Here is a 26,502-nt window from a genome sequence, read left to right on the forward strand (position 1 = left end):
AAGCCGTCGAAAACTGCTTTCCCGGCCATCAAAAAAGCCCCATTAACTCACCAACCAGGATTTCGCTTCCCCGTGCAAAGCCCTCCTTGTGGGAGAAGGTGGATCGGCGCGCAGCGCCGAGCCGGATGAGGGGTGTTGGACGGAGTGCCGTCATAGCCAATCTGGAACACCCCTCATCCGACCGAGCTTCGCTCGGCCACCTTCTCCCACAAGGGGAGAAGGAGAGCCGCAAACCCTTGCCTTCTCCGGGCTGCATCGGTAGGACACGCCGACCCGAAATAAGTCACCGTTTACATAGCAAAGTACCCATCCCATGGCCGACAAATCCGAAAAGATGAAAGCGCGCCTGCCGCGCGGCTTTGTCGACCGCGGCGCCGACGATCTGCGCGCCGTCGAGAAGATGATGGCGACGATCCGCTCGGTCTTTGAGCTTTACGGTTTCGAGCCGGTCGACCAGCCGCTGATCGAATACACCGATGCGCTCGGCAAATTCCTGCCCGACCAGGACCGGCCGAACGAGGGCGTGTTCTCGTTCCAGGACGATGACGACCAGTGGCTGTCGCTGCGCTACGACCTGACCGCGCCGATGGCGCGCTTTGTCGCCGAGAATTTCGAGCGCCTGCCGAAACCCTATCGCAGCTATCGCTCCGGCTGGGTGTTCCGCAACGAGAAGCCCGGTCCCGGCCGCTTCCGCCAGTTCATGCAGTTCGACGCCGACACGGTAGGCACGCCGGGTGTCGCGGCCGATGCCGAGATGGCGATGATGATGGCCGATGTGATGGAGGCGCTCGGCATCAAGCGCGGCGACTACGTCGTCCGCGTCAACAATCGCAAGGTGCTCGACGGTGTGCTCGAGGCGATCGGCCTCGGCGGCGACGAGAACGCTGGCCGCCGGCTGCAGGTGCTGCGGGCGATCGACAAGCTGGACAAGCTGGGCGTCGGGGGCGTGCGCCTGCTTTTGGGCGCCGGGCGCAAGGACGAGAGCGGTGATTTTACCAAGGGCGCCGGGCTGGGTAACGCGCAAATCGATGTTGTGATCAGCTATTTCACGGTCATGGCGCAGCATGATCCCGAACAAATTGTCCAGACACTGGGATCTATCACCCCAGGGCTCAGCAATCTTGTCGAGGAAAGGAAACTCGAACATCTCGGCATAACGAATGCCTCGTTTGTTGAGGGTCTTGCAGAGCTGGAGCAGATAAGAACCATGGTCGCGCAAAGCGGCTACGGTGAGGATCGCATCCGCATCGACCCCTCCGTCGTGCGTGGCCTCGAATATTACACCGGCCCGGTCTACGAGGCCGAGCTGCTGGCCGAGATCCCCAACGAGGACGGCCAGATCGTGCGCTTCGGTTCGGTTGGCGGCGGCGGACGTTATGACGGCCTCGTCTCGCGCTTTCGTGGCGAGCCGGTGCCGGCGACCGGTTTTTCGATCGGCGTCTCGCGCCTGATGACGGCGCTGAAGAACCTCGGCAAGCTCGATACTTCCGATGTCATCGCGCCGGTCGTCGTGCTGACCATGGACAAGGATACGGAAAGCCTCGGCCGCTACCAGAAGATGGTGGCCGAGCTGCGCGCCGCCGGCATCCGCTCGGAAATGTATCTCGGCGGCGCCGGCATGAAGGCGCAGCTGAAATATGCCGACCGCCGCGGCAGCCCGGTCGCCGTCATCCAGGGCGGCGACGAGCGCGCCAAGGGCGAGGTGCAGATCAAGGACCTGATCGAAGGCGCGAAGATGTCGGCCGAGATCGCCGACAACGCCGAATGGCGCGCCGCACGACCGGCGCAGGTGACCGTGGCGGAGAGTGAGCTGGTTGCCGAGGTGAGAAAGATACTGGCGGCGCAGGCGGCCGACCGAGCGAAGGGTGGCGCGTGAGCACCCCCCTCTGGCCTGCCGGCCATCTCCCCCTCAAGGGGGGAGATTGGATATCGCGCCTGCTTTCGCCAAACTCAAGCGTTGGAGAGAAGACGCCGAGGCTGAAGCTGCCGATCTCCCCCCTTGAGGGGGAGATGGCCGGCAGGCCAGAGGGGGGTGCCTCGCGCTCCACATTCCCATGACCCCGCGCCCCACCATCGCATCCGACATCACCAGGCTCTTCGCCGCGCGCAATACGCACGCGGTCGAGGTCGCTGTGCTGCAGCCGGCCGATCCGTTCCTCGACATGGCCGGCGAGGATTTGCGCCGCCGCATCTTTCTCACCGAGAGCGAGACCGGGCAGACGCTTTGTCTGCGGCCGGAATTCACCATTCCGGTCTGCCTCGACCACATTGCCAGCCAGGCCGGCACGCCGCGCCGCTATTCCTATCTCGGCGAGGTGTTTCGCCAGCGCCGCGAGGGCGGCAACGAGTTCTTCCAGGCCGGCATCGAGGATCTCGGCGACCGCGACACGGCCGCCGCCGACGCGCGTTCGCTGGCCGATGCGCATGCGCTGCTGTCGCTGGTGCTGCCCGGCCGGGAACTGGCGGTGACGCTCGGCGACCAGACCATCTTCGAAGCGGTGCTGGCAGCGCTTGGCCTGCCGCGCGGCTGGCGCATGCGGCTGGCGCGCGCCTTCGGCTCGGCGCCGATGCTTGAGGCCGCGCTTGCCGATCTGGCCAATCCGCCGCGCAACAGCCAGCTTGCCGGCCCGGTCGCCGCCCTTGTCCTCGACGGCGATCTTGACGGTCTTTCGGCGCATGTCGCCGGTGGCATGGAACAGGCCGGCCTGTCGGCAACGGCCGGGCGTTCGCCGTCCGAGATTGCGCGGCGCCTGATCGAGAAAGCCGAACTGCGCAGCGTGCGGCTGTCGAACGAGGCGTTTGCGGCACTGAAGGGGTTCCTGGCGATCGACGTGCCGCTCGACAGCGCCGCCGGAGCGCTCGAACGTTTTGCCGCCGATGCCGGGCTTTCACTGGGGGCTGCGCTGGAGAATTTCGCAGCCCGCGCCGCGGCCATAGAAAGCCTCGGCCTGCCGATGTCTGAAATCAGCTACGACGCCGCCTTCGGCCGGCCGCTCGATTACTACACCGGCCTGGTCTTCGAGATCGCGGCGCAGGATGGCGACCGGCCGCTCGCCGGTGGTGGCCGCTACGACCGGCTGCTGACGCTGCTCGGCGCCAAAACGCCGATCCCCGGCGTCGGTTTTTCCGTCTGGCTCGACCGCATCGAGGCGCTGCGGGAGACGGCGCGATGATCACGCTGGCGATCCCGTCGAAAGGCCGGCTCAAGGAGCAGGCGCTGGAGGTGCTGGCCAAGGCCGGGCTTGCCGTCAGCCTGCCCGGCGACGAGCGCAAATATCGCGCCCGCATCGACGGCCTTGACGGCGTCGAGGTGGCATTCCTGTCTGCCTCGGAGATATCAGGCGAAATCGGCCAGGGGTCGGTCGATCTCGGCATCACGGGCGAGGACCTTTTGCGCGAAAACCTCGCCGATTGCGAGGCGCGCGCCGAAATCATCGCCCGCCTCGGTTTCGGCAATGCCGATGTCGTCGTCGCCGTGCCCGACATCTGGCTCGATGTCGACACCATGGCCGACCTCGACGACGTCGCCGCCGACTTCCGCCAGCGCCACGGCCGGCGGCTCAGGATCGCCACCAAATACTGGCGGCTGACCCAGCAGTTCTTTTCGCAAAAGCACGGCATCCAGGTCTACCGCATCGTCGAAAGCCTGGGCGCCACCGAAGGCGCGCCGGCGGCCGGGTTGGCCGATATCGTCGTCGACATCACCACCTCAGGTTCGACGCTGCGCGCCAACCATCTCAAGGTGCTGGCCGACGGCGTCATCCTGCGCTCGCAGGCCTGCCTCGTCGCGTCGAGGAAGATGCGTTCGGCGGCCGACGAGGCGACTTTGCGCGATATTGCGGCCAGGATGGCATCGGTGAATTCAGGCTGACGTCGCCAATCTCCCCCCTTGAGGGGGAGATGTCGCCGAAGGCGACAGAGGGGGTCGGTACGTCTTGACGCGACTCTCCTAACGGACAGAACAGGCAGGTGCTCCACGCGAGACGACCCCCTCTGGCCTGCCGGCCATCTCCCCCTCAAGGAGGGAGATTGGCAGCTTGGCCGCTGGCACCGACCTGAAGCGATTTTCTTGACGTACAGCAATTTTGTTCTTGCTTTGTGCCGGCAGCTATGCCACTAATCCCGCTATGGTGCCAATTGGCCCCGAAGACCCGCCCGCCGAGGCGGGTTTTTTATTTTCGGCGCCATCCCTCACGTTCGAACCCCAGCCCTGCCATCGGCGGGATTTCCACCACCCCGCCGGGCTGATAGGCTCGTTCTGTCTGCGGAGGACACGGCGATGCCGATCAATCTCGACGAGTTGAAGAATGCCAGCAATTTGCGCTCCAAGCGCGATGGCGGTTCGTTCATTGCGCCGGTCGACGGCACGGCGCATGTCTCGGGCGAGCGCAGCGTGCCGCTGCTCAACCTGACGATCCCGGCGCTGTTTGCCGATACGGTCGGCAAATACGGCACGCTCGATGCCGCCGTCTTCGTCGAGCAGGACAAGCGCTTTACCTGGGAGGAACTGTCGGAGACGGTCGATGCGCTGGCCGCCGGTTTCCTGGCGCTCGGCCTCGGGAAAGGCGATCGCGTCGGCATCTGGTCGCCGAACCGCTGGGAATGGCTGGTGACGCAATTCGCCACCGCCCGTATCGGCCTGGTCCTGGTCAACATCAACCCGGCCTACCGGCTGGTCGAGCTGGAATATGCCTTGAACAAGGTCGGCTGCAAGGCGCTGGTCACCGCCGCCACATTCAAGAGTTCCGACTATCTCGGCATGATCGAGACGCTGGCGCCGGAGATCGCCAACGCCACCCCCGGCAAGCTCGACGCCAACAAGCTGCCGACGCTGAAGACCGTCATCCGCATGGACGAGGAGAATTCGCCGGGCATGTTCAATTTCGCCGACGTGCTGGCGATGGCCGGGCGCGACGAGCATGACAAGCTCGACCGGATTTCCGCGGGGCTGAAACCGGACGACGCCATCAACATCCAGTTCACCAGCGGCACGACTGGCGCGCCCAAGGGCGCGACGCTGACCCACAACAACATCGTCAACAACGGCAATTTCGTCACCTCGGCGATCCGGCTCACCGTCGACGACCTGCTGTGCATCCCGGTGCCGCTCTATCATTGCTTCGGCATGTCGATGGGCACGATGGGCTGCGTCACCAAGGGCGCGACCATGGTTTTCCCGAGCGAGGGTTTTGATGCCGGCGCCACGTTGAAGGCGGTGGCGACGGAAAGCTGCACCGCGCTTTACGGCGTGCCGACCATGTTCGTCGGCCTGCTCGACCATCCGGAGTTCGCCTCCTTCGATCTCACCAGCCTGCGCACCGGCATCATGGCCGGCTCGCCATGCCCGATCGAGGTGATGAAGAAAGTGGTGTCGCTGATGCATATGGCTGAGGTGACCATCGCCTACGGCATGACCGAGACCAGCCCGGTCTCGTTCCAGAGCAGCGTCGACGATCCCCTGGAAAAGCGCGTCTCGACCGTCGGCCGCGTCCATCCGCATGTCGAGGTCAAGGCCATCGACGCCGAAGGTGCCACCGTCGCCGTCGGCGCGCCGGGCGAGCTCTGCACGCGCGGTTATTCCGTGATGAAGGGCTATTGGGACGATGAGCAGAAGACCCGCGAGGCCATCGACGCCGACGGCTGGATGCACACCGGCGACCTCGCCACCATCGATGCCGAGGGCTATTGCAACATCGTCGGCCGGGTCAAGGACATGGTCATCCGCGGCGGCGAGAACGTCTATCCGCGCGAGGTCGAGGAGTTCCTCTATCGCCACCCCAAGGTCAAGGAGGTGCAGGTGTTCGGCATTCCCGACCCGAAATACGGCGAGGAGCTGTGCGCCTGGATCGTGCTGAAGCCCGGCCAGATCACCACGGAGCAGGAGATCAAGGCCTTCTGCGCCGGCCAGATCGCCCATTTCAAGATCCCGCGCTACATCCGCTTCCGCACCGAATTGCCGATGACCGTGACCGGCAAGCCGCAGAAATTCCTGATGCGCCAGGCGATGGTCGACGAGCTGGGATTGGTGACGCAGAAGACGGCGTGAAAAGGCTTCCGTTTGTATCTACGCGTGACGGAGGCGTTGTTTGGGCAACATATTTGAGGGGTGTTCCATGCGGATTGGGTTAGGCGTGCTTTTCCTGGCAACTCAGCTGGCAGCCACCGCGGTGCTGGCGCAGACGGCGGCCGAGCGTGAGGCCTGCCAAGCGGATTACCAAAGATTGTGCAAGGGCGTGTTGCCGGGCGGTGGCCGCGTCGTCAAATGCCTGGCCGGTCACATGAGCGAGCTGACGCCCGAATGCAAGAAGGTCGTCAAGGCCAACACGCCCGGCTAGCGCGCGAGCTTCCTGCGAGTGCGATTGTCCTTCCCTTGTGGGGAGGCGCTAGGGGGTGGGGTACGCTGCGATGGCGTCATGACCTGTCATATGCGATTTCTCTGGATGGTCGCGGTGCGCAACAGTGGTTGCAAATCGCCCTTCCACGGGATTTGCGGGAAGGCAAGAAGGTGAGTGGTTTCGCAAGATCGGCGGTTTCCTACGGCATGCCGTTAGCCGCTCTGGCGATGGCTGTCGCGGTCAGGGCCAGCGGGGTGTCGGTGGACGAAGGGTCGCTGGGCACCAGGATATTTATCGGCGCGCTGTCGAGCGCGATCATGTTCATCACCATTTTCGTGGTGCTCGACCACGCCGAGGCGGTGGCCAGGCGGGTGGGCGAGCCGTACGGCACGTTGGTGCTGACCATCGCGGTGACGGCAATCGAAGTGTCGATCATCGTTTCCATCATGCTGCACGGCGCGAACAACCCGACGCTTGCCCGCGAATCCGTGTTCTCGACGGTGATGATCACGTCCACCGGTGTTGTCGGCATGTGCCTGACGTTTGGCGGCTGGCGCCATCGCAAGCAGGCAATCGTCCGCCAAGGGACCAGCGCCTATCTGGCGGTTCTGGTCGCGCTGAGCGTCATGACGCTTATTCTGCCGACCTACACGCGAACCACCGATCCCGGCACGTTTTCGGCGGCCCAACTTGGCTTCGTCAGCGTACTTTCGGTGCTGCTCTATGCCGGTTTTCTGTTCGCGCAGACTGTCCGCCACCGCGACGATTTCATCGACGGGCAAGCACATGGCGCCGCGGTGCGAACCGACGCTCACGAAAGCGTCGCGGCCGGCGCTGTGCTCCTGCTGATCGGGCTGATCGGCATCGTCATGCTGGCCGAACAGGTCGCCGCCAGCGTCGAAGATGCGCTCGTCGCCTACCAGGTGCCGCAGGCCGACGCCATTGTCGGCGCGATGATCGCGGGCTTGGTTCTGATGCCGGAGGCCATTTCGGCGGTTCGCGCCGCACTCAACAACGAGCTGCAGCGCGGCCTGAACGTCGCCATGGGTTCGGCCTGTGCCACAATCGGCCTGACAATACCGGGCATAGCCGCCGCCAGCCTGCTGACCGGAAGAGGCCTGACCCTGGGGCTGCCGGCGACCGACACGGTGCTTTTGGTCCTGGCGCTTTTCATCTGCAATGTGAGTTTCAGCACGGAAAGGACGACGTTCTTGACCGGCTTGGTCCATCTGGTGGTGTTTTTTACTTGGGTGTTTTTGATATTTGTGCCGTGAGGGGTGCATGGGGGCAGGCAGATACTGACGACTGTTCTCGACCGAGCAGCCACGCGTTTCCGCACTGAGTTGCGAAGTAGGCAATCCGCAGAAGTTCCCGATGAGGCGATGGTCGAAAGGTGGTGACGGCAAAGACGGCTTGAGGGGCGGGCGCTCCAATTTTGGCAACGCAGCTTGGAAAGCAGCCGTCCGCATCCGACTCTTTTAACGCTCCCGATCTCGTCAGCTCGATGACCCGAACGGGCGACTAAATGAAATCGGGAACTGTTGCTGGGCAAGTGGTCCCGGGCTGAAAGGGCTTGGCTCTGGTCGAGTCCCCGGAAGGTCGAGGCCCGGTGGCGATGACAAGCGCGCCGCAAAAAACTGATCGCCAGCCTTCGGACGTGCCGGTCTGGCCTGTCCTTGGGCAAGGACCGCAACACTGCGAACGACTTATCGAGAAGGACACTTTGCAAGTAACGTCATTTTCTGCTCTCCTCCCCAAGGGAATGGGAGGAAAATTGAATGACTGCCGAAATCGCTGTGATTAACAAGACTGCCGTTGCACTCGCGGCAGATAGCAAGGTTACCCTGTCTAAGGGCGGCAAACAAAAAACCTACGACACGGTGGACAAGCTTTTCTCCATCTCGAAGACCGAACCCGTGGGCGCCATGATATACGGAAACGCGGAATTCATGCGTTTCCCGTGGGAAACAATCTTAAAAGAATATCGTCGACGAGACCCTCGAAAAAAATTTGATACAATTTTTCTCTGGGCCGACGACCTTTTCAGATTTCTTCTGACGTTCTTTCCTTTCACCGATGACGACGAAGACGTTGCAGCTCTATCTATCGTCGAAGCTTGGCTACAAAATTATTGGGAGAGCTGCGCTCGTGCCTCTGAAGGCCCCGATCAGTTCAAGGCAAACTACATTGCGGAGATCAAAGCCGCTGTCGAGGAGCTCTCGTTGATGGACAATTTCCTCACCGACGAGGAATGGAGCAATTTACACGAGAGGCTTTCCCCAAAGTTGGACATTATCCTGAAGCGTGGCTTTTTGAGCCAACTTGGAGACATTCTCGAGGACCTGAGATCTTTTGCCGCCCTCGTGATTCGGAAGGCATATCCGTCTCCAGGCGCATCTGGCTTGGTGATTGCAGGGTTTGGGGAAAAGGAACTGCTGCCTTCTCTTCAAGCGTTCCGAATTGACGGAATCTTGTGCAAGCGGATCAAGTCTTTCGAAACTGATAATTTTGATGCGACCAGAGAAAATCGCGGCGGAGTCATGCCGTTCGCACAAACCGACATGGTTGATCGTTTCATGCAGGGAATTGATCCGGAATACGCTGTCCAGCTTCACGAAAGCATCAAAGGGCTACTGTACACCAACGCTGTGGACACAGCCTTGGCGTTGGGGCACTCTCAAGATGATGTCGACAGCAAACGAGATGCGTTCACCACTGCCACTGGAGCTGCTGTCGACAAGTTTTGGGAGTCTCACCAGCGCATTCGTCGGGAACGTTTTGTGTCGCCTATTGTTGATATGGCCATGAGCTTGCCAAAAGACGAACTCGCGAACTTGGCCGAATCGCTGGTCAGCTTGACCTCGCTGCAACGGCGCGTTTCGCGTGAGTTGGAGACGGTTGGCGGCGCAATAGACGTTGCCGTGATTTCGAAAGGTGATGGATTTGTATGGATTAAGCGGAAGCACTATTTCAAACCAGATCGGAATCTGCGCTTTGTAAATAGCTATTTCGCGGAATATGGCGTGGGAAGCAACGGAGGGATGGTGGATGAACACGCAGCAGCGGCGACTGATTGACGTGGGTGGTCGGTTTGCATCCTCGTTGGTTGAACAGAAGCGTGCCATTGCGGAAGTCACAAGGCAGAGTGTCGGCCTAGCGTCGCGTGCTTACCAAAAAGCGATCGAATCTGAGTTAAAGAAAAAGCCTGCGACCCCCGAAAAGAAAAAGTAGGCGTCCCGCCTGCGCTCGGGTACGGGCTGCTCCTGCACGGTATAAAAGCGCGACTGCTTTTCAAGCAGGTCGAGATCAGAGTCCGCTGGCTTCGGCCGGCGGGCTTTTTGTTGCCGACTGGAATAAGCTTCGATTCGGCAAGCCTTGCCGGAGCCATCGCTGGATTGAAACGGCCAAGACCTTGGTCAGGGAGATGACCGAGAGATTCGAGCTGTTCTATAACCTGCCCGATAACCGAATTTTCGATATAACCCACCGGCATTTCATAAGGAAGGCGCCTTCAAGGAGGCGCCAAAACCTTAAACCGCGGATAGACGCCGGTGGGCTGGTCGCCGGACTGACTTGGGCCGGAAGCTGCAGGAGCCATCGACGGGGGACCGTGTCAGCCAAGGCCAATCCACTCTAGTCTAGCCGTCCCGTCTCAATGGCGTCCCGGACCGCCCGGTGGATCTGCGTTGCCAGTGGCGGGTGGCGGGGCAGCCACAGGGTGGACATTTCAGCCCACATGGAAAATGATCATGTTGCCATGCACAACACTGCAGTGCTCTGATCTCGACCAAAAGCCTGAGCGTAGAAGCGGATCAACCGACCTCCGGGTCCAGCGAGCGAGGACGCAAATGGACACCCCAGAGAATGGGCAATTGCATCGCGACGCGGGCGGGCGACCCTGTCGATCGGCCGGCTGGCTTCCCCGCGCCGCCGTGTCGGCGGCATTCCTGCTCGGCATGGCTTTCAGCAGCACTGCGTTTGCGCAGGACCAGCAGCTACCCGTGGTGACAGCGGCCAAGCCGGTGGTCCGTGAAATCGTCGAAGACGACGAGTTCGTCGGGCGCTTCGAAGCCGTCGACCAGGTCGCCATCCGTTCGCGCGTCAGCGGCTATCTGGACAAGGTCAGCTTCCAGGACGGCGCACTGGTCAACAAGGGCGACCTGCTCTTCACCATCGACGAGCGTCCGTACCAGGCGGCTTATGATGCCGCCAAGTCGCAAGTGGACGTCGCCAAGAGTCTGCTCGAATTCTCCAAGATGCAGCTGGATCGCGCCGACGAACTCGCCAAGACCGGCAATATCTCAACCGCGACGGTCGACGACCGCCGGCGGGAATACCTTTCGGCGCAGGCGCAGATGCAGGGCGCGACGGCTGCGCTGACGACGGCCAGCCTGAACATGGAATTCACCGAGATCAAGGCGCCCTTGTCCGGCCGCATCGACCGCCGGCTGGTGTCGGTCGGCAACCTCGTGCAGCCGGATTCCACCTTGCTGACGACCATCGTTACGCGCGATCCGATCGACTTCTATTTCGACGTCGATGAGCGCCTGTATTTCAGCTATGCCCGCGACGCGAAGGAGCGCGGCGGCAGCATGCAGCAAGGCGCCGGCGGACTCGAGGTGGTGGTTCGCGTCGCCGACCGCGCGGAGGCGGTATTCAAAGGCAAGCTCGATTTTGCCGAGAACCGGATCGACAACGCGACCGGCACCATGCGGGTGCGTGCAAGGTTTCCCAACGCCGATGGCATTCTCCAGCCGGGCATGTTCGGGCGCATCAACGTGCCGGGGTCGCTGCCGCATAGCGGCGTGCTGGTGCCCGACGAGGCGATCGGCGCCGATCAGGATCGCCGCATCGTGTTCCTGGTGGATGAGGCCGGGATGGTGTCGGCGAAGCCCGTGCGCACCGGCCCGCTTCTCGACGGCTACCGGGTCATCCGCCAGGGCCTGACCGGCGACGAGACAATCATCGTCAAAGGGCTGATGCACGCCAGGCCCGGCACCAAGGTGAAGGTCGAGATGGTGACGTTGCCGCCCAAGGCCGAGACCGCCGAGTTGCAGCAATGAGGTTCGCACATTTCTTCGTCGACCGTCCGATCTTCGCATCGGTCGTTTCGATCGTCCTGCTGATCCTCGGCGGGATTGCTTATACCCAGCTGCCGGTCGCGCAATATCCCGAGATCGCGCCGCCGACCATCGTCGTTCGCGCGCAGTATCCGGGCGCCGACGCCGAGACGGTCGCAGCGACGGTGGCAACGCCGATCGAGCAGGAGATCAACGGCGTCGAGGGCATGCTCTACATGTCGTCCTATTCGTCGGGCGACGGGGCGATGGCGCTGACCATCACCTTCAAGCTGGGCACCGATCTCGACCAGGCTCAGGTGCTGGTGCAGAACCGCGTGTCGGTCGCCGAGCCGCGCCTGCCCGAAGAAGTCCGCCGCCTCGGCATCACCACCACCAAGAGCTCGCCCGACCTGATGATGGTCGTGCACATGCTGTCGCCCGACAATACGTACGACCAGCTCTACGTCTCGAACTACGCCCGCTCGCGGGTGCGCGACATACTGCTCAGACTAGACGGCGTCGGCGACCTCATCATCTTCGGCGAACGCGAATATTCGCTGCGCATCTGGCTCGATCCGGAAAAACTGTCCGCCCTGGGGATGACCTCGGGCGATGTGGTGCAGGCGCTGCGCGACCAGAACGTCCAGGTGTCGGGCGGCTCGATCGGCGCGCCGCCGACCAGCACCGGCACGGCGTTCCAGTACACGGTCACCACGCAAGGCCGCTTCAACGACGCACGCGACTTCCGATACGTGATCGTCAAATCGACCGACGACGGCCGCCTGATCTCGCTGCAGGACGTGGCGCGCATCGAGCTCGGCGCCAAGGATTACGTCACCAACTCCTATCTCAACGGCAAACCGGCGGTGGCGCTCGCCATCTTCCAGCGGCCGGGCACCAATGCGCTCGCCGCAGCCGCGGAGATCCAGGACAAGATGAAGGAGCTTTCCCGCGACTTCCCGAAGGGGTTGAGCTACGACATCGTCTACAATCCGACTGAGTTCGTCGCCGAGTCGATCCAGGAGGTCTACAAGACGATTCTCGAGGCGATGCTGCTGGTCATCATCGTCATCATCGTCTTCCTGCAATCGTGGCGCATGGCGATCGTGCCGATCGTGGCGATCCCCGTGTCGCTGATCGGCACGCTGGCGGTGCTTTACGCCGCCGGCTTCTCGCTCAACATGCTGACGCTGTTCGGCCTCGTTCTGGCGATCGGCATCGTCGTCGACGATGCGATCGTCGTGGTCGAAAACGTCGAGCGCAATATCGCCAGAGGGCTGGCGCCCAATCCGGCGTCGCACCTGACCATGGACGAAGTCGGAACGGCCGTCATCGCGATCTCGCTGGTGCTGATAGCCGTGTTCGTACCGACAGCCTTCATCCCCGGCATTTCTGGGCAGTTCTATCTGCAGTTTGCGATCACCATCGCGGTGTCGACGGCGATCTCGGCATTCAATTCGCTGACGCTTTCGCCGGCGCTGGCCGCACTGCTGTTCAAGCCGCATCACGCCGCGGCGGCGCCGCCGCGCTTTTTCCTGGCGCGGTTCGGACGGGCGCTCGCCGACGGCTTCAATCGCGGCTTCGACAGGGTCGCCCATTGGTATTCGAGCATCATCCGCGTGCTGGTCGGCTCGTGGATAACGATCGCCGCCATGCTGGCCGTTTTCGCGGCCCTCATCTACGCCACGGTCTACATGGTGCAGTCGGTGCCGCGCGGTTTCATTCCGTCGCTTGACCAGGGCTATGCGATCGTCGTCATCCAGTTGCCGGACGGCGCTTCGCTGTCGAGGACCGATGCGGTCATCCAGCAGGCGTCGCAGATCATCCAGAAAACGCCAGGCGTCGACTACGCAGTCGCCTTCGCCGGCTTCTCCGGCGCGACCTTCACCAACGCCAGCAACGCGGGCGTGATCTTCGCCAGGTTCAAGCCGTTTGACGAGCGACTGAAAGCCGGCCAGTCGGCGACCCAGGTCATCGGCAATCTGTTCGGCAGCCTGCAAAGCATCAAGGAAGCCTTCATTATCGCACTGCCGCCGCCGCCGATCCGCGGCGTCGGCAATGCCGGCGGCTTCAAGCTGCAGATCCAGGAGCGCAACAGCGCCGACATGCGGCAGATCCTGGCGCTTGCCAACGAAATCGCCGGCAAGGCCAACAAGACGCCGGGGCTGACGGGCGTGTTCACCACGTTCTCCGCGTCGAGCCCGCAATTCTTCCTGGCGATCGATCGCGACAAGGCGCGCATCCTGAACGTGCCGATCCCCAACATCTTCGAGGCGCTGTCGATCAATTTGGGCACCGCCTACGTCAACGACTTCAACGCTTTCGGGCGCGTCTACCAGGTGCGGGCGCAGGCCGACCAGGCGTTCCGTCTCGATCGCGCCGACATCTTGAAACTGAAGGTGCGCTCGGCGACCGGCGCGCTGGTTCCGCTCGGCACGTTGGTCGAGATCCGCGACGTCACCGGCCCGGCGCTGGTCCAGCGCTACAACATGTACGTCTCGGTGCCGCTGCAGGGCAACGCCGCGCCCGGCGTTTCCACGGGCGACGCGCTGGCATTGATGGAAGGGATCACGGCAAAGACGCTGCCGGCCGGTACGTCCTATGAATGGACCGAGCTCGCCTATCAGGAGCGCAACACCGGCAATGCCGCTGTCTATATCTTCGGACTGTCGGTGCTGTTCGTGTTCCTGGCGCTGGCGGCGCAATATGAAAGCTGGGTGCTGCCGTTCGCCATTGTGCTGGTGGTGCCGCTCGGCGTGCTCGCGGCGTTGCTCGGCGTGTCGCTCCGAGGGCTGGACAACAACATCCTCGTGCAGATCGGCCTCATCGTGCTAATCGGGCTTGCCGCCAAGAACGCGATCCTGATCGTCGAATTCGCGCGGCAGGCGCAGGAACGCGGCCTGTCGGCCGCCGAGGCTGCCGTCGAGGCCTGCCGGCTCAGGCTGCGGCCGATCCTGATGACCGCCTTCTCGTTCATCCTCGGCGTCGTGCCGCTGATGATCGCAACGGGCCCGGGCGCAGAAATGCGCCAGTCGCTCGGCACCGCGGTATTCTCCGGCATGCTCGGCGTCACCTTCGTCGGCCTGTTCCTGACGCCGGTGTTCTACGTCACGCTCAGGTCGCTGTTTTCACGGCGCAAGCCCCGTGCCGAGGCCGAGCCTTCGGGGCCGGCAGAGGCGCCATCGGAGACGGCCGCCGAGTAGGGTTACGAATTCGCCGCGTCGGGCGCGGCTTATCACTCCAGAAAATCGGCGCGGCGCGGCAACGGCCACGATCTGCGCGATCTCGGCGTCGAGGTGCGGCGGAGACCCTGCTCGGTCTGATCCAGCCTAACAGCCGCATCCAGTTCAGCGAGACGATGCCGGGCGGCGAGGCCAATGCGATCTTCTATCTGGTCGACCGGGCGGGGCTTGAGGGCGCAACCGCGACCTCCGGAGTCCTCGCTTGCGATGTCTGCTTTCAGGACGCGGAGAAGCTGATCTCTACGGCCGAGATCGGGCGCGAAGCGGTCATCCACGATCTTCAGGTTTTGACCCAGGACGGCCTTTCCCCGGTAGTGAGCGGGAAGGGCGCGGTCGTCGAGCGAGTGTCAGCCGCCTATTTCCGCAGCCCATCAATGTGCAACTTGGGAAGCCGCTGACATCAATTCCTCCGGATTCGGCGCCTTGGGGGTATTGAGGCCAGCCTCCAGAACTTCAGTGAAGCTCCAGCGTACAATGCCCCCTCGGTCGATGAGAAACTGACCAACCAGCAGCTCCTTAGCGGAAGCCATCATCTGCTGATCGGCTTCCGTAATCTCATACCCCTCCTTCTTGTTGAGCAACTCGTTTATTGCGATGGGGTCCATAGGCTCGGGCAACTCACCCGGGAGATCGATACGGATCCCCATGACCGTGTCCATCCCGATCTCGCGCAAGCCGAAAGCACGGTGCGAGGCCCGCTCCGGGTCGGACGCGGCGAGAAGATCGGGTGTCGGATGGTAACGGAAATAGAGCCGTGCCCGCTCTACCGGCGTATTGACGACCGCCAGGCATTCGACGCCTTTCTCAGCCAGAGCCGGCTTGAGTTGCGCCATTGCCGCGACATTGCGCCGGCAGAACGCACAGTGCAGGCCTCGAAACAAGCCGATCAACAATGGGCTACGACCTCGAAAATCAGTGAGCGCGATTTTGCCTTCGCGGGAGATCGCATCGAGAATAATATTCGGCGCCCGGTCGCCCGGCTGCAGCGGGCGTTCGACATTACTCGTGGACATGGACAACCTCCTCGCCCGGGTAAGCACACCCAGCCATCGGGGGTTGAGTCCGTGCTGGGCGACGCCAGGGCAAAAATTACTTTCGACCTTTGTCATATTGCCGAGGTCGAGATTAGGCGCGTTGCAGGTGCATCATAACACGAAAAAAGCCTCTGCGGGTCGCCCGTTTCGCGAGTTGTCGCGAGCGCTGTGGTAAACAGTGTATCGTCTCATCCGTGCCATGGGACGACACAGCGGCGGGACCGATTGGATCTTCACATGCTTGCGGTGTTCAAGCCTTGAAACTTGGGCGGCTTCCATGTGCCCGGACGTCAAATGCCGACCGCACAGATCGCAGATCTCTACCCTCAGCGGAACCGAGCGCCGTGCAGCCGGTTAAGTCGGCATGAAGCCACCACCAATCCAAGGCCGCATCATGAGCATTCTGCAAACCACGAAGAAAGCCGTCGAGCAGGTCACCGGTGCCGCCAGACCGGGCCGGCGAGAGGTCGCCGATCTTCTCCGGCCGCGCAAAGCGAATGAATTTCGGTTCAGGGATGATGGCCTTGTGCCCAACCATCCGTTCTGGCCGCTTGTCGTCTATCGCGGCGCCGTGACGCTGCCCGAGGAATTCGATCCGGCGGCCGTCATGGAGGCGCTTTTCGAAGCCAATGGCTGGGGCGATAGCTGGCGCAACGGCATCTACGACTACGTCCACTACCATTCGCGCATCCACGAGGCGCTGGGCGTTGCGCGCGGCACGGCCAAAGTCCGCTTTGGCGGCAGCAAGGGACGAACGCTGTCGCTGAAGGCCGGCGACGTCGCGGTGCTTCCGGCCGGCACCGGGCACCAGCGTCTTTCCGCATCCGACGATTTTCTGGTTGTCGGCGCCTATCCTCCATCCGGCACCTATGACCTGTGTACGACCGCCGCCGACCATGCCAAGGCAGTCGTCACGATCCCCAGGGTCGGCCGTCCGCGCAAGGACCCTGTCTATGGAAGCAACGGCCCGTTGCTCGCAGCCTGGGAAAAGGATTGAAGCCGTTCTTTTCTTGCGGGTTGGCTTCGGGGCTAAAACCGGATCCTTGACCAACCTCGGCCGCTCACGCCGCCAGCACCGCCGCGTCCAGCCCGCGAATGATCTTCGCCAGTTCGACGCATTCGTCGTGGCGAACCTTGTTGCGCCGCCATGCCAGGCAGATCGTGCGTTGCGGCATCGGCTCCTGGAACGGCACGATCTTCAAATCGGGGATAGTGCTGGCTGGCCCGGCCGCCATCTCGGGGATGAGCGTGACGCCAAGCCCATGCGCCACCATCTGTAAGAGCGTCGTCAGGCTGGTCGCGCCATAGCTTGCCATCGCCACCGGCCGCACGTTGCCGCAGACGGCGAGCGCCTGTTCGCGCAGGCAATGGCCTTCCTCCAGCAGCATCAGCCGCTCCAGTGCCGGGCTCTCCGGTGGCACCGGCGGCGAGGCGAAGGCGGGATCGCCGGCCGGCACGGCCAGGAAGAACCGGTCGGAGAAAAGTTCTTCGGTGACCAGGCCCGGGTAATCGAGAGGCAGTGCCGCGACGAAGGCGTCGAGCTTTCCCGAGCTGGTGTCGTCGACCAGCGAGGCGGTCACGGCTTCGCGCAGTTCCAGCTGCAAGGCCGGGAAATGCCGTTTCAGCTCCGGCAGCACATGCGGCAGCAGATAGGGCGCCACCGTCGGGATGATGCCGAGCCGGAAGCGGCCTTCCAGCGCCGGGCGGCCGCGCCGGGCCGTCGCCTCGACGTCGCGGACGTCGGCAAGAATGCGCTCGATGCGCGGCAGCAGGGCCACGGCCTCGTCGGTCATCCGCACCACCTTGCCGCCGCGCTCGAACAGACGGCAATTCAGCCGCAGCTCCATCTCGGCGATCTGCGAAGACAGCGCCGGCTGGCTGACGCCGGCGAGTTTTGCGGCACGGCCGAAATGCAGCGTCTGCGCCAGCGCCTCGAAATAATGCATCTGCCGGACGGTCAAACCGATCATAAGGAAAACCTATCAGAATAAACAGCAAAGGCAATTTGTCTTTATCGGCTGGGCGGGCTAGTCTGGAACCATTCCAGGATGGCGCGGCCGCTGGCCCTGCCCGGAAAATCAACAAAATCCCGGACAATCAACAAATCGGAGGCAAAGATGGACGCGAAAACCGACGACAACAGCGCCGGCAAATGCCCGGTCCCACATGGATCGGCCAGCAGGACCAACCGCGACTGGTGGCCGAACCAACTCGACCTTGGCGTCCTCCACCAGCAGTCCAGCCTCTCGGATCCGATGGACGAGGACTTCGACTACGCCAAGGAATTCAAGAGCCTCGATCTCGATGCGGTGATCAGGGATCTGCACCAGGTGATGACCGATTCGCAGGATTGGTGGCCGGCCGATTTCGGTCATTACGGCCCGCTCTTCATCCGCATGGCCTGGCACAGCGCCGGTACCTATCGCATCGGCGACGGCCGTGGCGGCGCCGGCGCCGGCCAGCAGCGTTTCGCGCCACTCAACAGCTGGCCGGACAACGCCAATCTCGACAAGGCGCGCCGGCTGCTGTGGCCGGTCAAGCAGAAATACGGCAGGAAGATCTCCTGGGCCGACCTGTTGATCCTCACCGGCAACGTCGCGCTGGAATCGATGGGCTTCAAGACCTTCGGCTTTGCCGGCGGCCGCGCCGATGTCTGGGAGCCGGAGCAGGACGTCGACTGGGGATCGGAAACCAAGTGGCTCGCCGACGAGCGCTATTCCGGCGACCGCGAACTTCAGGGCCATCTCGGCGCCGTGCAGATGGGGCTGATCTACGTCAACCCGGAAGGGCCGAACGGCACGCCCGATCCGGTGGCTGCGGCGCGCGACATTCGCGAGACCTTCGCTCGCATGGCCATGAACGACGAGGAAACCGTGGCGCTCATCGCCGGCGGTCACACCTTCGGCAAGACCCACGGCGCCGGTGATGCATCGCTGGTCGGGGCGGAGCCGGAAGGCGCCGGCATCGAGGCGCAGGGCCTCGGCTGGTCGAGCAAGCATGCCACCGGCATTGCCGGCGACGCCATCACCTCGGGCCTCGAGGTGACCTGGACCACGACGCCGACCAAATGGAGCAACAACTTCTTCGACAATCTGTTCAACTACGAATGGGAGCTGACCAAGAGCCCGGCCGGCGCCCATCAGTGGACGCCGAAGGGCGGCGCCGGTGCAGGCACCGTACCGGACGCGCACGATCCCTCGAAGCGCCGCGCGCCGGCGATGCTGACCACCGACCTCGCGCTACGCGTCGACCCGGCCTACGAGAAGATCTCGCGGCGCTTCCATCAGAATCCTGATCAGTTCGCCGATGCCTTCGCCCGTGCCTGGTTCAAGCTGACGCATCGCGACATGGGTCCGGCCGTCCGCTATCTCGGCCCGCTCGTGCCGAAGGAAGAGCTGATCTGGCAGGACCCGATACCGGCAATCGACCACGAGCTGATCAGCGAGCAGGACATCGCCTCGCTGAAGGCGAAGATCCTGGCCTCCGGCCTGTCCGTTTCCGAACTGGTCTCGACCGCCTGGGCCTCGGCCTCGACTTTCCGCGGCTCCGACAAGCGCGGCGGCGCCAACGGCGCCCGCATCCGCCTGGCGCCGCAGAAGGATTGGGAGGTCAACCAGCCGGCGCAGCTGGCCAAGGTGCTCGAGACACTCGAAGGCATCCAGAAGGGCTTCAATAACTCGCAGTCCGGCGGCAAGAAGATCTCGCTTGCCGACCTCATCGTTCTCGGCGGCGTCGCCGCGATCGAGAAGGCGGCCAAGGACGGCGGCCATGACGTGCAGGTGCCTTTCACGCCAGGCCGCATGGACGTGTCGCAGGAACAGACGGATGTCCAGTCCTTCGCAGCGCTCGAGCCGAAAGTCGATGGCTTCCGCAATTATGTCAGGGGCAAGCCGCCGATGTCGGTCGAAGCGATGCTGGTCGACCGGGCGCAGCTGCTGACCTTGACGGCGCCGGAGATGACGGTGCTCGTCGGCGGGTTGCGGGTGCTCGGCGCCCATACCGGCAAGTCGAAGCACGGGGTATTCACCGACAGGCCGGGCACGTTGACCAACGATTTCTTCGTCAACCTGCTCAGCATGAACACAGTCTGGGATCCGGCCGCCGGCTCCGATGAAGTCTACGAAGCGCGCGACCGCAAGACCAGGGCAGTCAAGTGGACCGGCACCCGCGCCGACCTGATCTTCGGCTCGCACGCGCAACTGCGGGCGCTGGCCGAGGTCTACGGATCGGCCGACGCCGGGCGGAAGTTCGTCAGGGACTTCGTCGCCGCCTGGACCAAGGTGATGAACGCCGACCGTTTTGACCTCGCGGCCTGATCCAGGCATACGAATTCTCGACGCAACAAAAAGGCGCGGGCCTTGACCCGCGCCTTTTCCATGAAGCCTTCGAAAGTCAGTCTTTCTCGAAGATACCGGCCTTGGCAACCACGCCGGCAATGGCGCCGCCGATCAGTGGCGCGACGATGAACAGCCAGAGCTGGCCGATCGCCGCAGTTCCCGAAAACAGCGCCGGGCCGATCGAGCGGGCCGGGTTGAGCGATGTGCCGGTCACCGGGATGATGGCGAAATGCAGTCCGGCCAGCGTCAGGCCGATGACCAGGCCGGCGAAGGCCGTGGTGTGCTTGGCGTTGGTGACGCCGAGGATCACCGTGACGAAGGTGAAGGTGCCGATCAGCTCCCACAGGAAGGCCGAGCTGACGCCCCATTTCGTCACATCCCAGCCATTGGCGCCGAAGCCGCCGGTGTGACCGCCGACCTGTCCGGAGACGATGATCCACAGCGCCAGCGACGCGATGATGGCGCCGATGATCTGCGCGATCCAGTAGGGAATGACGTCCCTGGCCGGCATCCGCCCGGCGAGGAACACACCGAGCGTCACCGCTGGATTGAGGTGCGCGCCCGAAATCGGGCCGATCGCGTAAGCGGCCGCTATCAGGCCGATGCCGAACGCCAGACCGATACCTTCCTGGCCGAGCGGCAGCGCGCCGCCGAAGCCGCCCGTCACCACCGAAGCCGTGCCGATGAACACCAATAGAAACGTGCCTAGAACTTCCGCCAGATAAGTTTTCATTGCCCTCTCCTCGTATCGACCCGCGGCTCCGCTTTTTCTGCGACGCGAATCACCGCGCAAAGAGTATTCGCAACCGGAAAACTTGCAAAGCAGAGCAGTTTCGCAAGCCGCTATGCTTGTGAGCACCAGACACGCACATTAGAAACGTGTAATATATTGATCGAATTGTTTCGTTCCGCATGCCGGCGCCCGCTTGGTGGCGGCGGCTCGCGATGCACCAACCCACATTCGTCACCCCTCGGCATGGATCGTCTCGCCGTCGGCGAAACAGAACTGTTTCAATCAGGGCACGAAAAGCTCTAAGAGCAGGGCCGGAATTAATTTGCTGAGTAATGGAAGACGACAATGAGACTGGGCGGGCGGCTGGCGGCAGCCATCGAAGTGCTTGACGACATTGGCCGGCGTCACCGGCCGGTGGCCGATGCGCTGAAGGACTGGGGCCTGTCGCACCGCTTCGCCGGCGGCGGCGACCGTGCCGCGATCGGCAACATCGTCTACGACGCGCTGCGCCGCAAGCGCTCCGCAGGCTGGCTGCTCGGCGAGGACACGCCGCGCGCCATCGGCTTCGGCGCGCTGCTGCTCGAATGGGGCCAGACGGCGCAGTCGCTGAACGAGGCGCTCAAGGGCGACAAGTTCGCGCCGCCGCTGCTTACCGCCGACGAACTGACAACGCTTGCGGCTCGCCGGCTTGCCGATGCGCCGCCGGCCGTCAGGGCAGACATCCCCGACTGGTGCATGCCGCTGTTCGAACGGGCGTTCGGCACGGCCTGGGTGGAAGAGGGTGCCGCGCTGGCGACGCGCCCGCCGCTCGACCTCAGGGTCAACACGCTGAAGGCCGATCGCGGCAAGGTGCTGGCGGAACTGGCGGAGACCGGCGCCAAGCCTGCCCGGATCGCGCCGCACGGTATCCGCATCCCGCCGATCGAAGGCGACGGCAGGCACCCGAACGTGCAGGCCGAGCCGGCCTTCCAGAAAGGCTGGTTCGAAGTTCAGGACGAGGGTTCGCAGATTGCGGCCGAACTGGCCGGCGCCGAACCTGGAATGCAGGTGCTCGATTTTTGCGCCGGCGCCGGCGGCAAGACGCTGGCGCTGTCCGCGGCGATGGACAATCGCGGCCAGATCTTCGCCCACGACGCCGAGAAGGCCAGGCTGGCGCCGATCTTCGACCGCATCCGCCGCTCGGAAAACCGCAACGTGCAGATCGTCACCAGGCCGGCCGAGCTCGCGCCGCTCGGCAGGCACATGGACATGGTCCTGATCGATGCGCCCTGCACCGGCAGTGGCACCTGGCGGCGCCGGCCGGATGCCAAATGGCGGCTGACGCAAAGACAGCTCGACGCCCGCAAGGGCGAGCAGGAGACGATCCTCGATGCCGCCAGGGACTTCGTCAAACCCGGCGGCCTGCTGGTCTACATCACCTGTTCGGTGTTCGACGAGGAAAATGGCGACCAGGTTTCGGCCTTCCGGGATCGCCATCCCGGTTTTGTCCCGCTCGATCACCGCCAGCTTTGGGACAGCCGTTTTGCGGGCCACGAAGCGAAAGTGCGTATCGGTGCGGCAGGCGGCATTTCGCTGTCGCCGTTGCTGAGCGGCACCGACGGCTTTTACTTCTGCGCGCTGCGGCGGGCCGGCTGAATCGTTGCCATCGATACAGGGCTAAGCCGAATGCTGCAGTGCAGCATTTGCGATTGCCTGCCGCCCACCCCTCTGCGATAAATGCCTTTGCAATAAGATTTGTCGAGAAACGAAGGGCGACGGCCATGGCAGCAAAGATCGTTCCTGCTCCCGATTATGAGGACCGCGTCAGGACGTCCTTTGCCCGCCAGAACGCGATGATGACCATTGGCGCCGAGCTGACGCTGGTGACGCCCGGCATCATCGAGATCGAAATGCCCTATTCGGCGGCTCTGACGCAGCAGCATGGCTTTCTCCATGCCGGCGTCATTTCGACGGCTCTCGACTCGGCCTGCGGTTATGCGGCATTCTCGCTGATGCCGGAAAATTCCGGTGTGCTGACCATCGAGTTCAAGGTCAATCTGCTGGCGCCCGGCAGGGGCGAGCGCTTCCTGTTCCGCGGCTCGGTGACCAAGCCTGGCCGCACCATCATCGTCGCCGACGGTCAGGCCTATGCGTTCGCCGTCGATGGCGAGGCCAAGCTGATCGCCACGATGACCGGAACGATGATGACGGTGGTCGGCCGCGACGGCATCGAGGGCTGAGGAGCGGGCAGGGGAGGATGGACGATCATGGCCGGCAAGACACCTGGTGAGCTCACCCTGATCTCCGGCAGATCCGTTCTCTTCGTCATGGCTGCCGAAGCCGAATACGGTCCACACCTGCAGCGGCTGTTCACGCCGCTGCTGACCGGCGTCGGGCCGGTCGAGGCCGGCGTCGGGCTTGGCGCCGAACTGTCGCGGCTGCACGCCGGGAAGGCGCTGCCGGATCTCGTCGTGTCGCTCGGGTCGGCGGGCAGCCGGACGCTGGAGCAGACGGAAATCTATCAGGCCGTTTCAGTCGCCTACCGCGACATGGATGCCTCGCCCCTGGGGTTCGAGAAGGGCGCCACGCCGTTCCTCGACCTGCCTGTCAGCGCGCCGCTGCCGTTCAGAGTTCCTGGCATCAGGCAAGCGACGCTGTCGACCGGTGCGGCAATCGTCACCGGCGCCGCCTACGACGCGATCGCCGCCGATATGGTCGATATGGAGACCTTCGCCTGCCTGCGCGCCTGCCAGCTGTTCGACGTGCCGCTTATCGGCCTGCGCGGCATTTCCGACGGCGCGGCCGATCTGAGACACGTTGGCGACTGGACCGAATATCTGCACGTCATCGACGAGAAGCTGGCCGCGGCGGTTCAGCTGCTGGAACAGGCGATCGCCTCCGGCGCAATCGACTTCAAGCTTGTTGGGGCGGCAGGTTCTTAGCGTTGCCGAACAGCACGCCGATCATCCTGAAGCGAACGGCGTTGTCGCGATTGACGTAAGTGACTGACCCGGGCTCGTGATCGAGGGTCCAGCGTCCGGTCGCGCCGGTGTCCCAGTCGGCGACATAACCGTCATCGAGCATCCGCCAGCGCCCGCTTCGCGCCTCGCCATCGTCGAGCAGCATGTGCGCGGCACCCTCGCTTTCAAAATAGACGTAAGCCTCCTTGCCGTTTCGTTCCAACACGTGGGTCATGCCCGGAATGAGCATTGCAAGGGTTTCCTTCTGAAGTGCTGCCATGATTTCCTCCTGAATTGAAGTGCCGATTGCCTTGACCGGCATCGCCACTTAGAGTGAACTAGTAGTCAAGATGCTTGACTATGTATCGGGCGAGAAGAATTTGGTCAAGGGACTTGACGAAAAACCTGAAACGCTGCCGGATCACATAGGTTGGCGGCTGTGGCAGGCGAGCCGCGCCTGGCAGACCGAGTTCGCCGCTGCGATGCGCGCTGCCGGGCATCACTGGTTCACCGAAGCGCGTGCCGGCCTGCTTGGACACATCCCGCGCGGCGGCATGCGCCAGTCGGCGCTGATCGAGCGCTCGGCGATCTCAAAGCAGGCGATTCAGCAATTGCTCGATGGCCTGGAGACGGAAGGTGTGTTGCAGCGTCTGCCCGATCCGCAAGACGGTCGCGGCAAGCTTGTGCGCTACACCCGCAAGGGCCTGGACGCCCTGCGCGATGGCGACCGCATCAAGCTGCAGATCGAACGGAGCTATGTTGCCCGCCTTGGTCACGAGCGTTTCGCGGCGCTGATGGGCGCATTGCGGTCACTCGATACAACGCAAACTGATGCATTGGACAAAGCCTCTGGCGTTGAGGACGACACACCGGAATCGAAGTGAAAGCGCGACCTCACAACCCATTGCGCCGACTCGTTTCTTTCTCTAAACGCTCGCCATGAAAACAGCCAATCATCCCGACACCGTCCTGATTGTCGATTTCGGCAGCCAGTTCACCCAGCTGATCGCCCGCCGCATCCGCGAGGCCGGCGTCTTTTCCGAGATCGTGCCCTTCCAGTCGGCCGAGGCGGCGTTCAAGCGCATCGATCCGAAGGCGGTGATCCTGTCCGGCGGCCCGGCCTCGACCGGCGACATCGGCAGCCCGCGCGCGCCGCAGATCGTCTTCGATGCCGGCGTGCCGGTGCTCGGCATCTGCTATGGCCAGATGGCGATGTGCGTGCAGATGGGCGGCGTCGCCGAAAGCTCCGACCACCGCGAATTCGGCCGCGCCTTCGTCGAGATCGCCGAGGACAGCCCGTTGTTCGAGGGCCTGTGGGCGCCCGGCCAGCGCCATCAGGTGTGGATGAGCCATGGCGATCGCGTCATCTCCCTGCCCAAGGGGTTCGAGGTGCTCGGAAAATCGGAGGGCTCGCCCTTCGCCATCTTCGGCAATGTCGAGCGCAAAATGTACGGCCTCATGTTCCACCCCGAAGTGGTGCATACGCCGGACGGCGCCAGGCTGCTCCGCAACTTCGTCCACAACATCGCCGGCATCGAAGGCGACTGGACGATGCGCGCCTACCGCGAGCACGCGGTCGAGACGATCCGCAAACAGGTCGGCAAGGGCAAGGTGATCTGCGCGCTGTCGGGCGGCGTCGATTCCTCGGTCGCGGCCTTGCTGATCCATGAGGCGGTCGGCGACCAGCTCACCTGCATCCTTGTCGACCACGGTCTGATGCGCAAGGACGAGGCATCAGGCGTGGTGGAGATGTTTCGCCAGCATTACAATCTGCCGCTGATCCTGGTCGACGCTTCGGACCGTTTCATCGGCGCGCTCGAGGGCGAGTCGGACCCCGAGAAGAAGCGCAAGACCATCGGGCGGCTGTTCATCGAAGTGTTCGAGGAGGAGGCCGAGAAGCTCGGCGGCGCCGATTTCCTGGCACAAGGCACCCTCTATCCCGACGTCATCGAAAGCGTCTCTTTCAGCGGCGGCCCATCGGTGACCATCAAGTCGCATCACAATGTCGGCGGCTTGCCCGAACGCATGAACATGCAGCTGGTCGAGCCGCTGCGCGAATTGTTCAAGGACGAGGTGAGGGCGCTCGGCAAGGAGCTCGGCCTGCCCGACAGCTTCATTGGCCGGCATCCGTTCCCCGGTCCCGGTCTCGCCATCCGCTGTCCGGGCGGCATCACCCGCGAAAAGCTGGAGATCCTGCGCGAGGCCGACGCCATCTATCTCGACGAGATCCGCAAGGCCGGCCTCTACGACGCCATCTGGCAGGCCTTCGCCGTGCTGCTGCCGGTGCAGACCGTCGGCGTGATGGGCGACGGCCGCACCTACGAATTCGTCTGCGCGCTGCGAGCCGTCACCTCGGTCGACGGCATGACGGCCGACTTCTACCATTACGACATGGCATTCCTGGGAGCAGCCGCCACCCGCATCATCAACGAGGTACGCGGCATCAACCGCGTCGTCTACGACGTGACGAGCAAACCGCCAGGCACCATCGAGTGGGAGTGAGGGAAGGGCGATGATAGGCGGCTCTAGCGTAGTATTTCGCAGAAAATACAATGATTTGCGGGCAGGGCAGACTGCTAGCCAGGGCACATTATCAATGGAATTGACAAATCTATCAAGTCATTGAAATCGTTAAGTTTATCGGAGCGCCTGGCTTGTAGCAGATCACTCTGACGGTACTTTTGACGGTGTTTTTCGTATCCGACAGAGCATTCTAAAAAGTACCGTCATTCGTTTTTAGGGTTTGACGGTACTTTTCTGTGTGTCAACGCTTTGAAATATATAACGAAAATGCCCCATAGCATGACATTTCCGCGCTGACG

The 26,502-nt window shown here is 63.2% G+C and carries 22 protein-coding genes; 18 read left to right on the forward strand and 4 right to left on the reverse strand.

Going from position 1 to position 26,502, the window contains the following annotated elements:
* Positions 1 to 313: 313 nt before the first annotated feature.
* The 11 genes from hisS to NKJ23_RS10835 all read left to right on the forward strand — a co-directional run bounded on the left by hisS (position 314) and on the right by NKJ23_RS10835 (position 15,035).
* Complete coding sequence (hisS, locus tag NKJ23_RS10785; RefSeq protein ID WP_352680289.1) at positions 314 to 1,876, forward strand: histidine--tRNA ligase; 1,563 nt, start codon at positions 314 to 316, stop codon at positions 1,874 to 1,876.
* A 178-nt stretch (positions 1,877 to 2,054) separates the two neighbouring features.
* A complete protein-coding gene (locus NKJ23_RS10790) occupies positions 2,055 to 3,173 on the forward strand; it encodes an ATP phosphoribosyltransferase regulatory subunit (protein WP_352680290.1) in 1,119 nt (372 codons plus the stop codon).
* The gene (gene hisG / locus NKJ23_RS10795; protein ID WP_352680291.1) at positions 3,170 to 3,871 is read left to right on the forward strand and encodes an ATP phosphoribosyltransferase; all 702 of its coding nucleotides are present in this window, start codon (positions 3,170 to 3,172) and stop codon (positions 3,869 to 3,871) included. Before NKJ23_RS10790 ends, hisG begins: the two co-directional genes overlap by 4 nt.
* 408 nt (positions 3,872 to 4,279) lie before the next feature.
* Complete coding sequence (locus NKJ23_RS10800; protein ID WP_352680292.1) at positions 4,280 to 6,046, forward strand: AMP-binding protein; 1,767 nt, start codon at positions 4,280 to 4,282, stop codon at positions 6,044 to 6,046.
* Between the two features lie 67 nt (positions 6,047 to 6,113).
* Entirely contained in the window at positions 6,114 to 6,335 is a 222-nt protein-coding gene (locus tag NKJ23_RS10805; protein WP_352450969.1) for a cysteine rich repeat-containing protein, read from the forward strand.
* Positions 6,336 to 6,505: 170 nt separating this feature from the next.
* Complete coding sequence (locus NKJ23_RS10810; protein WP_352680293.1) at positions 6,506 to 7,609, forward strand: calcium:cation antiporter; 1,104 nt, start codon at positions 6,506 to 6,508, stop codon at positions 7,607 to 7,609.
* Positions 7,610 to 8,113: 504 nt separating this feature from the next.
* Positions 8,114 to 9,412, forward strand: coding sequence for a hypothetical protein (locus NKJ23_RS10815; protein ID WP_352680294.1), 1,299 nt, complete (start codon positions 8,114 to 8,116; stop codon positions 9,410 to 9,412).
* Positions 9,384 to 9,566, forward strand: a complete 183-nt coding sequence (locus NKJ23_RS10820; protein ID WP_352680295.1) for a hypothetical protein — start codon at positions 9,384 to 9,386, stop codon at positions 9,564 to 9,566. The genes NKJ23_RS10815 and NKJ23_RS10820 overlap by 29 nt, the downstream gene beginning before the upstream one ends.
* A gap of 725 nt (positions 9,567 to 10,291) precedes the next feature.
* The gene (locus NKJ23_RS10825; protein ID WP_352680441.1) at positions 10,292 to 11,398 is read left to right on the forward strand and encodes an efflux RND transporter periplasmic adaptor subunit; all 1,107 of its coding nucleotides are present in this window, start codon (positions 10,292 to 10,294) and stop codon (positions 11,396 to 11,398) included.
* Positions 11,395 to 14,598, forward strand: coding sequence for an efflux RND transporter permease subunit (locus tag NKJ23_RS10830; RefSeq protein ID WP_352680296.1), 3,204 nt, complete (start codon positions 11,395 to 11,397; stop codon positions 14,596 to 14,598). Before NKJ23_RS10825 ends, NKJ23_RS10830 begins: the two co-directional genes overlap by 4 nt.
* 155 nt (positions 14,599 to 14,753) lie before the next feature.
* Positions 14,754 to 15,035, forward strand: coding sequence for a hypothetical protein (locus tag NKJ23_RS10835; RefSeq protein WP_352634607.1), 282 nt, complete (start codon positions 14,754 to 14,756; stop codon positions 15,033 to 15,035).
* Here NKJ23_RS10835 and NKJ23_RS10840 read toward each other — a convergent pair.
* On the reverse strand, positions 15,009 to 15,650 hold the full coding sequence (locus tag NKJ23_RS10840) for a peroxiredoxin-like family protein (protein WP_352680297.1): 642 nt from the start codon (positions 15,648 to 15,650) through the stop codon (positions 15,009 to 15,011). The two genes, NKJ23_RS10835 and NKJ23_RS10840, sit on opposite strands and share 27 nt — an antisense overlap.
* Before the next feature lie 415 nt (positions 15,651 to 16,065).
* Between NKJ23_RS10840 and NKJ23_RS10845 the strand changes: the two genes are divergently transcribed.
* Positions 16,066 to 16,668 carry a cupin gene (locus NKJ23_RS10845; RefSeq protein WP_352680298.1) on the forward strand — a complete coding sequence of 201 codons (603 nt, stop codon included), beginning with the start codon at positions 16,066 to 16,068 and terminating at the stop codon, positions 16,666 to 16,668.
* Between the two features lie 64 nt (positions 16,669 to 16,732).
* Here the strand turns inward: NKJ23_RS10845 and NKJ23_RS10850 are convergent, their stop codons facing one another.
* Complete coding sequence (locus tag NKJ23_RS10850) at positions 16,733 to 17,641, reverse strand: hydrogen peroxide-inducible genes activator (RefSeq protein ID WP_352680299.1); 909 nt, start codon at positions 17,639 to 17,641, stop codon at positions 16,733 to 16,735.
* A 147-nt stretch (positions 17,642 to 17,788) separates the two neighbouring features.
* On the opposite strand from NKJ23_RS10850, the gene katG reads away from it, so the two are divergent.
* The gene (gene katG / locus NKJ23_RS10855; RefSeq protein ID WP_352680300.1) at positions 17,789 to 19,987 is read left to right on the forward strand and encodes a catalase/peroxidase HPI; all 2,199 of its coding nucleotides are present in this window, start codon (positions 17,789 to 17,791) and stop codon (positions 19,985 to 19,987) included.
* 76 nt (positions 19,988 to 20,063) lie between these two features.
* On the opposite strand, the gene NKJ23_RS10860 is transcribed toward katG, so the two are convergent.
* Positions 20,064 to 20,741, reverse strand: coding sequence for an MIP family channel protein (locus tag NKJ23_RS10860; RefSeq protein WP_352641539.1), 678 nt, complete (start codon positions 20,739 to 20,741; stop codon positions 20,064 to 20,066).
* Between the two features lie 345 nt (positions 20,742 to 21,086).
* Between NKJ23_RS10860 and NKJ23_RS10865 the strand changes: the two genes are divergently transcribed.
* From NKJ23_RS10865 to NKJ23_RS10875, 3 genes are all read left to right on the forward strand, one after another.
* Entirely contained in the window at positions 21,087 to 22,376 is a 1,290-nt protein-coding gene (locus tag NKJ23_RS10865; RefSeq protein WP_352680301.1) for an RsmB/NOP family class I SAM-dependent RNA methyltransferase, read from the forward strand.
* Positions 22,377 to 22,501: 125 nt separating this feature from the next.
* Positions 22,502 to 22,960 (forward strand): PaaI family thioesterase, encoded by a 459-nt coding sequence (locus NKJ23_RS10870; RefSeq protein ID WP_126103611.1) that lies wholly within the window; start codon positions 22,502 to 22,504, stop codon positions 22,958 to 22,960.
* A 27-nt stretch (positions 22,961 to 22,987) separates the two neighbouring features.
* Positions 22,988 to 23,662: a 5'-methylthioadenosine/S-adenosylhomocysteine nucleosidase gene (locus tag NKJ23_RS10875; protein ID WP_352578781.1), complete on the forward strand. Its 675-nt coding sequence runs from the start codon at positions 22,988 to 22,990 to the stop codon at positions 23,660 to 23,662.
* Here NKJ23_RS10875 and NKJ23_RS10880 read toward each other — a convergent pair.
* Positions 23,634 to 23,960, reverse strand: a complete 327-nt coding sequence (locus tag NKJ23_RS10880) for a hypothetical protein (RefSeq protein WP_352680302.1) — start codon at positions 23,958 to 23,960, stop codon at positions 23,634 to 23,636. The genes NKJ23_RS10875 and NKJ23_RS10880 overlap by 29 nt on opposite strands.
* 70 nt (positions 23,961 to 24,030) lie before the next feature.
* Between NKJ23_RS10880 and NKJ23_RS10885 the strand changes: the two genes are divergently transcribed.
* Complete coding sequence (locus NKJ23_RS10885; RefSeq protein ID WP_352578782.1) at positions 24,031 to 24,564, forward strand: MarR family winged helix-turn-helix transcriptional regulator; 534 nt, start codon at positions 24,031 to 24,033, stop codon at positions 24,562 to 24,564.
* 55 nt (positions 24,565 to 24,619) lie between these two features.
* Entirely contained in the window at positions 24,620 to 26,182 is a 1,563-nt protein-coding gene (gene guaA / locus NKJ23_RS10890; RefSeq protein WP_352680303.1) for a glutamine-hydrolyzing GMP synthase, read from the forward strand.
* Positions 26,183 to 26,502 lie beyond the last annotated feature (320 nt).

It is taken from the genome of Mesorhizobium sp. M0184, assembly GCF_040322215.1.
Classification (GTDB): domain Bacteria; phylum Pseudomonadota; class Alphaproteobacteria; order Rhizobiales; family Rhizobiaceae; genus Mesorhizobium.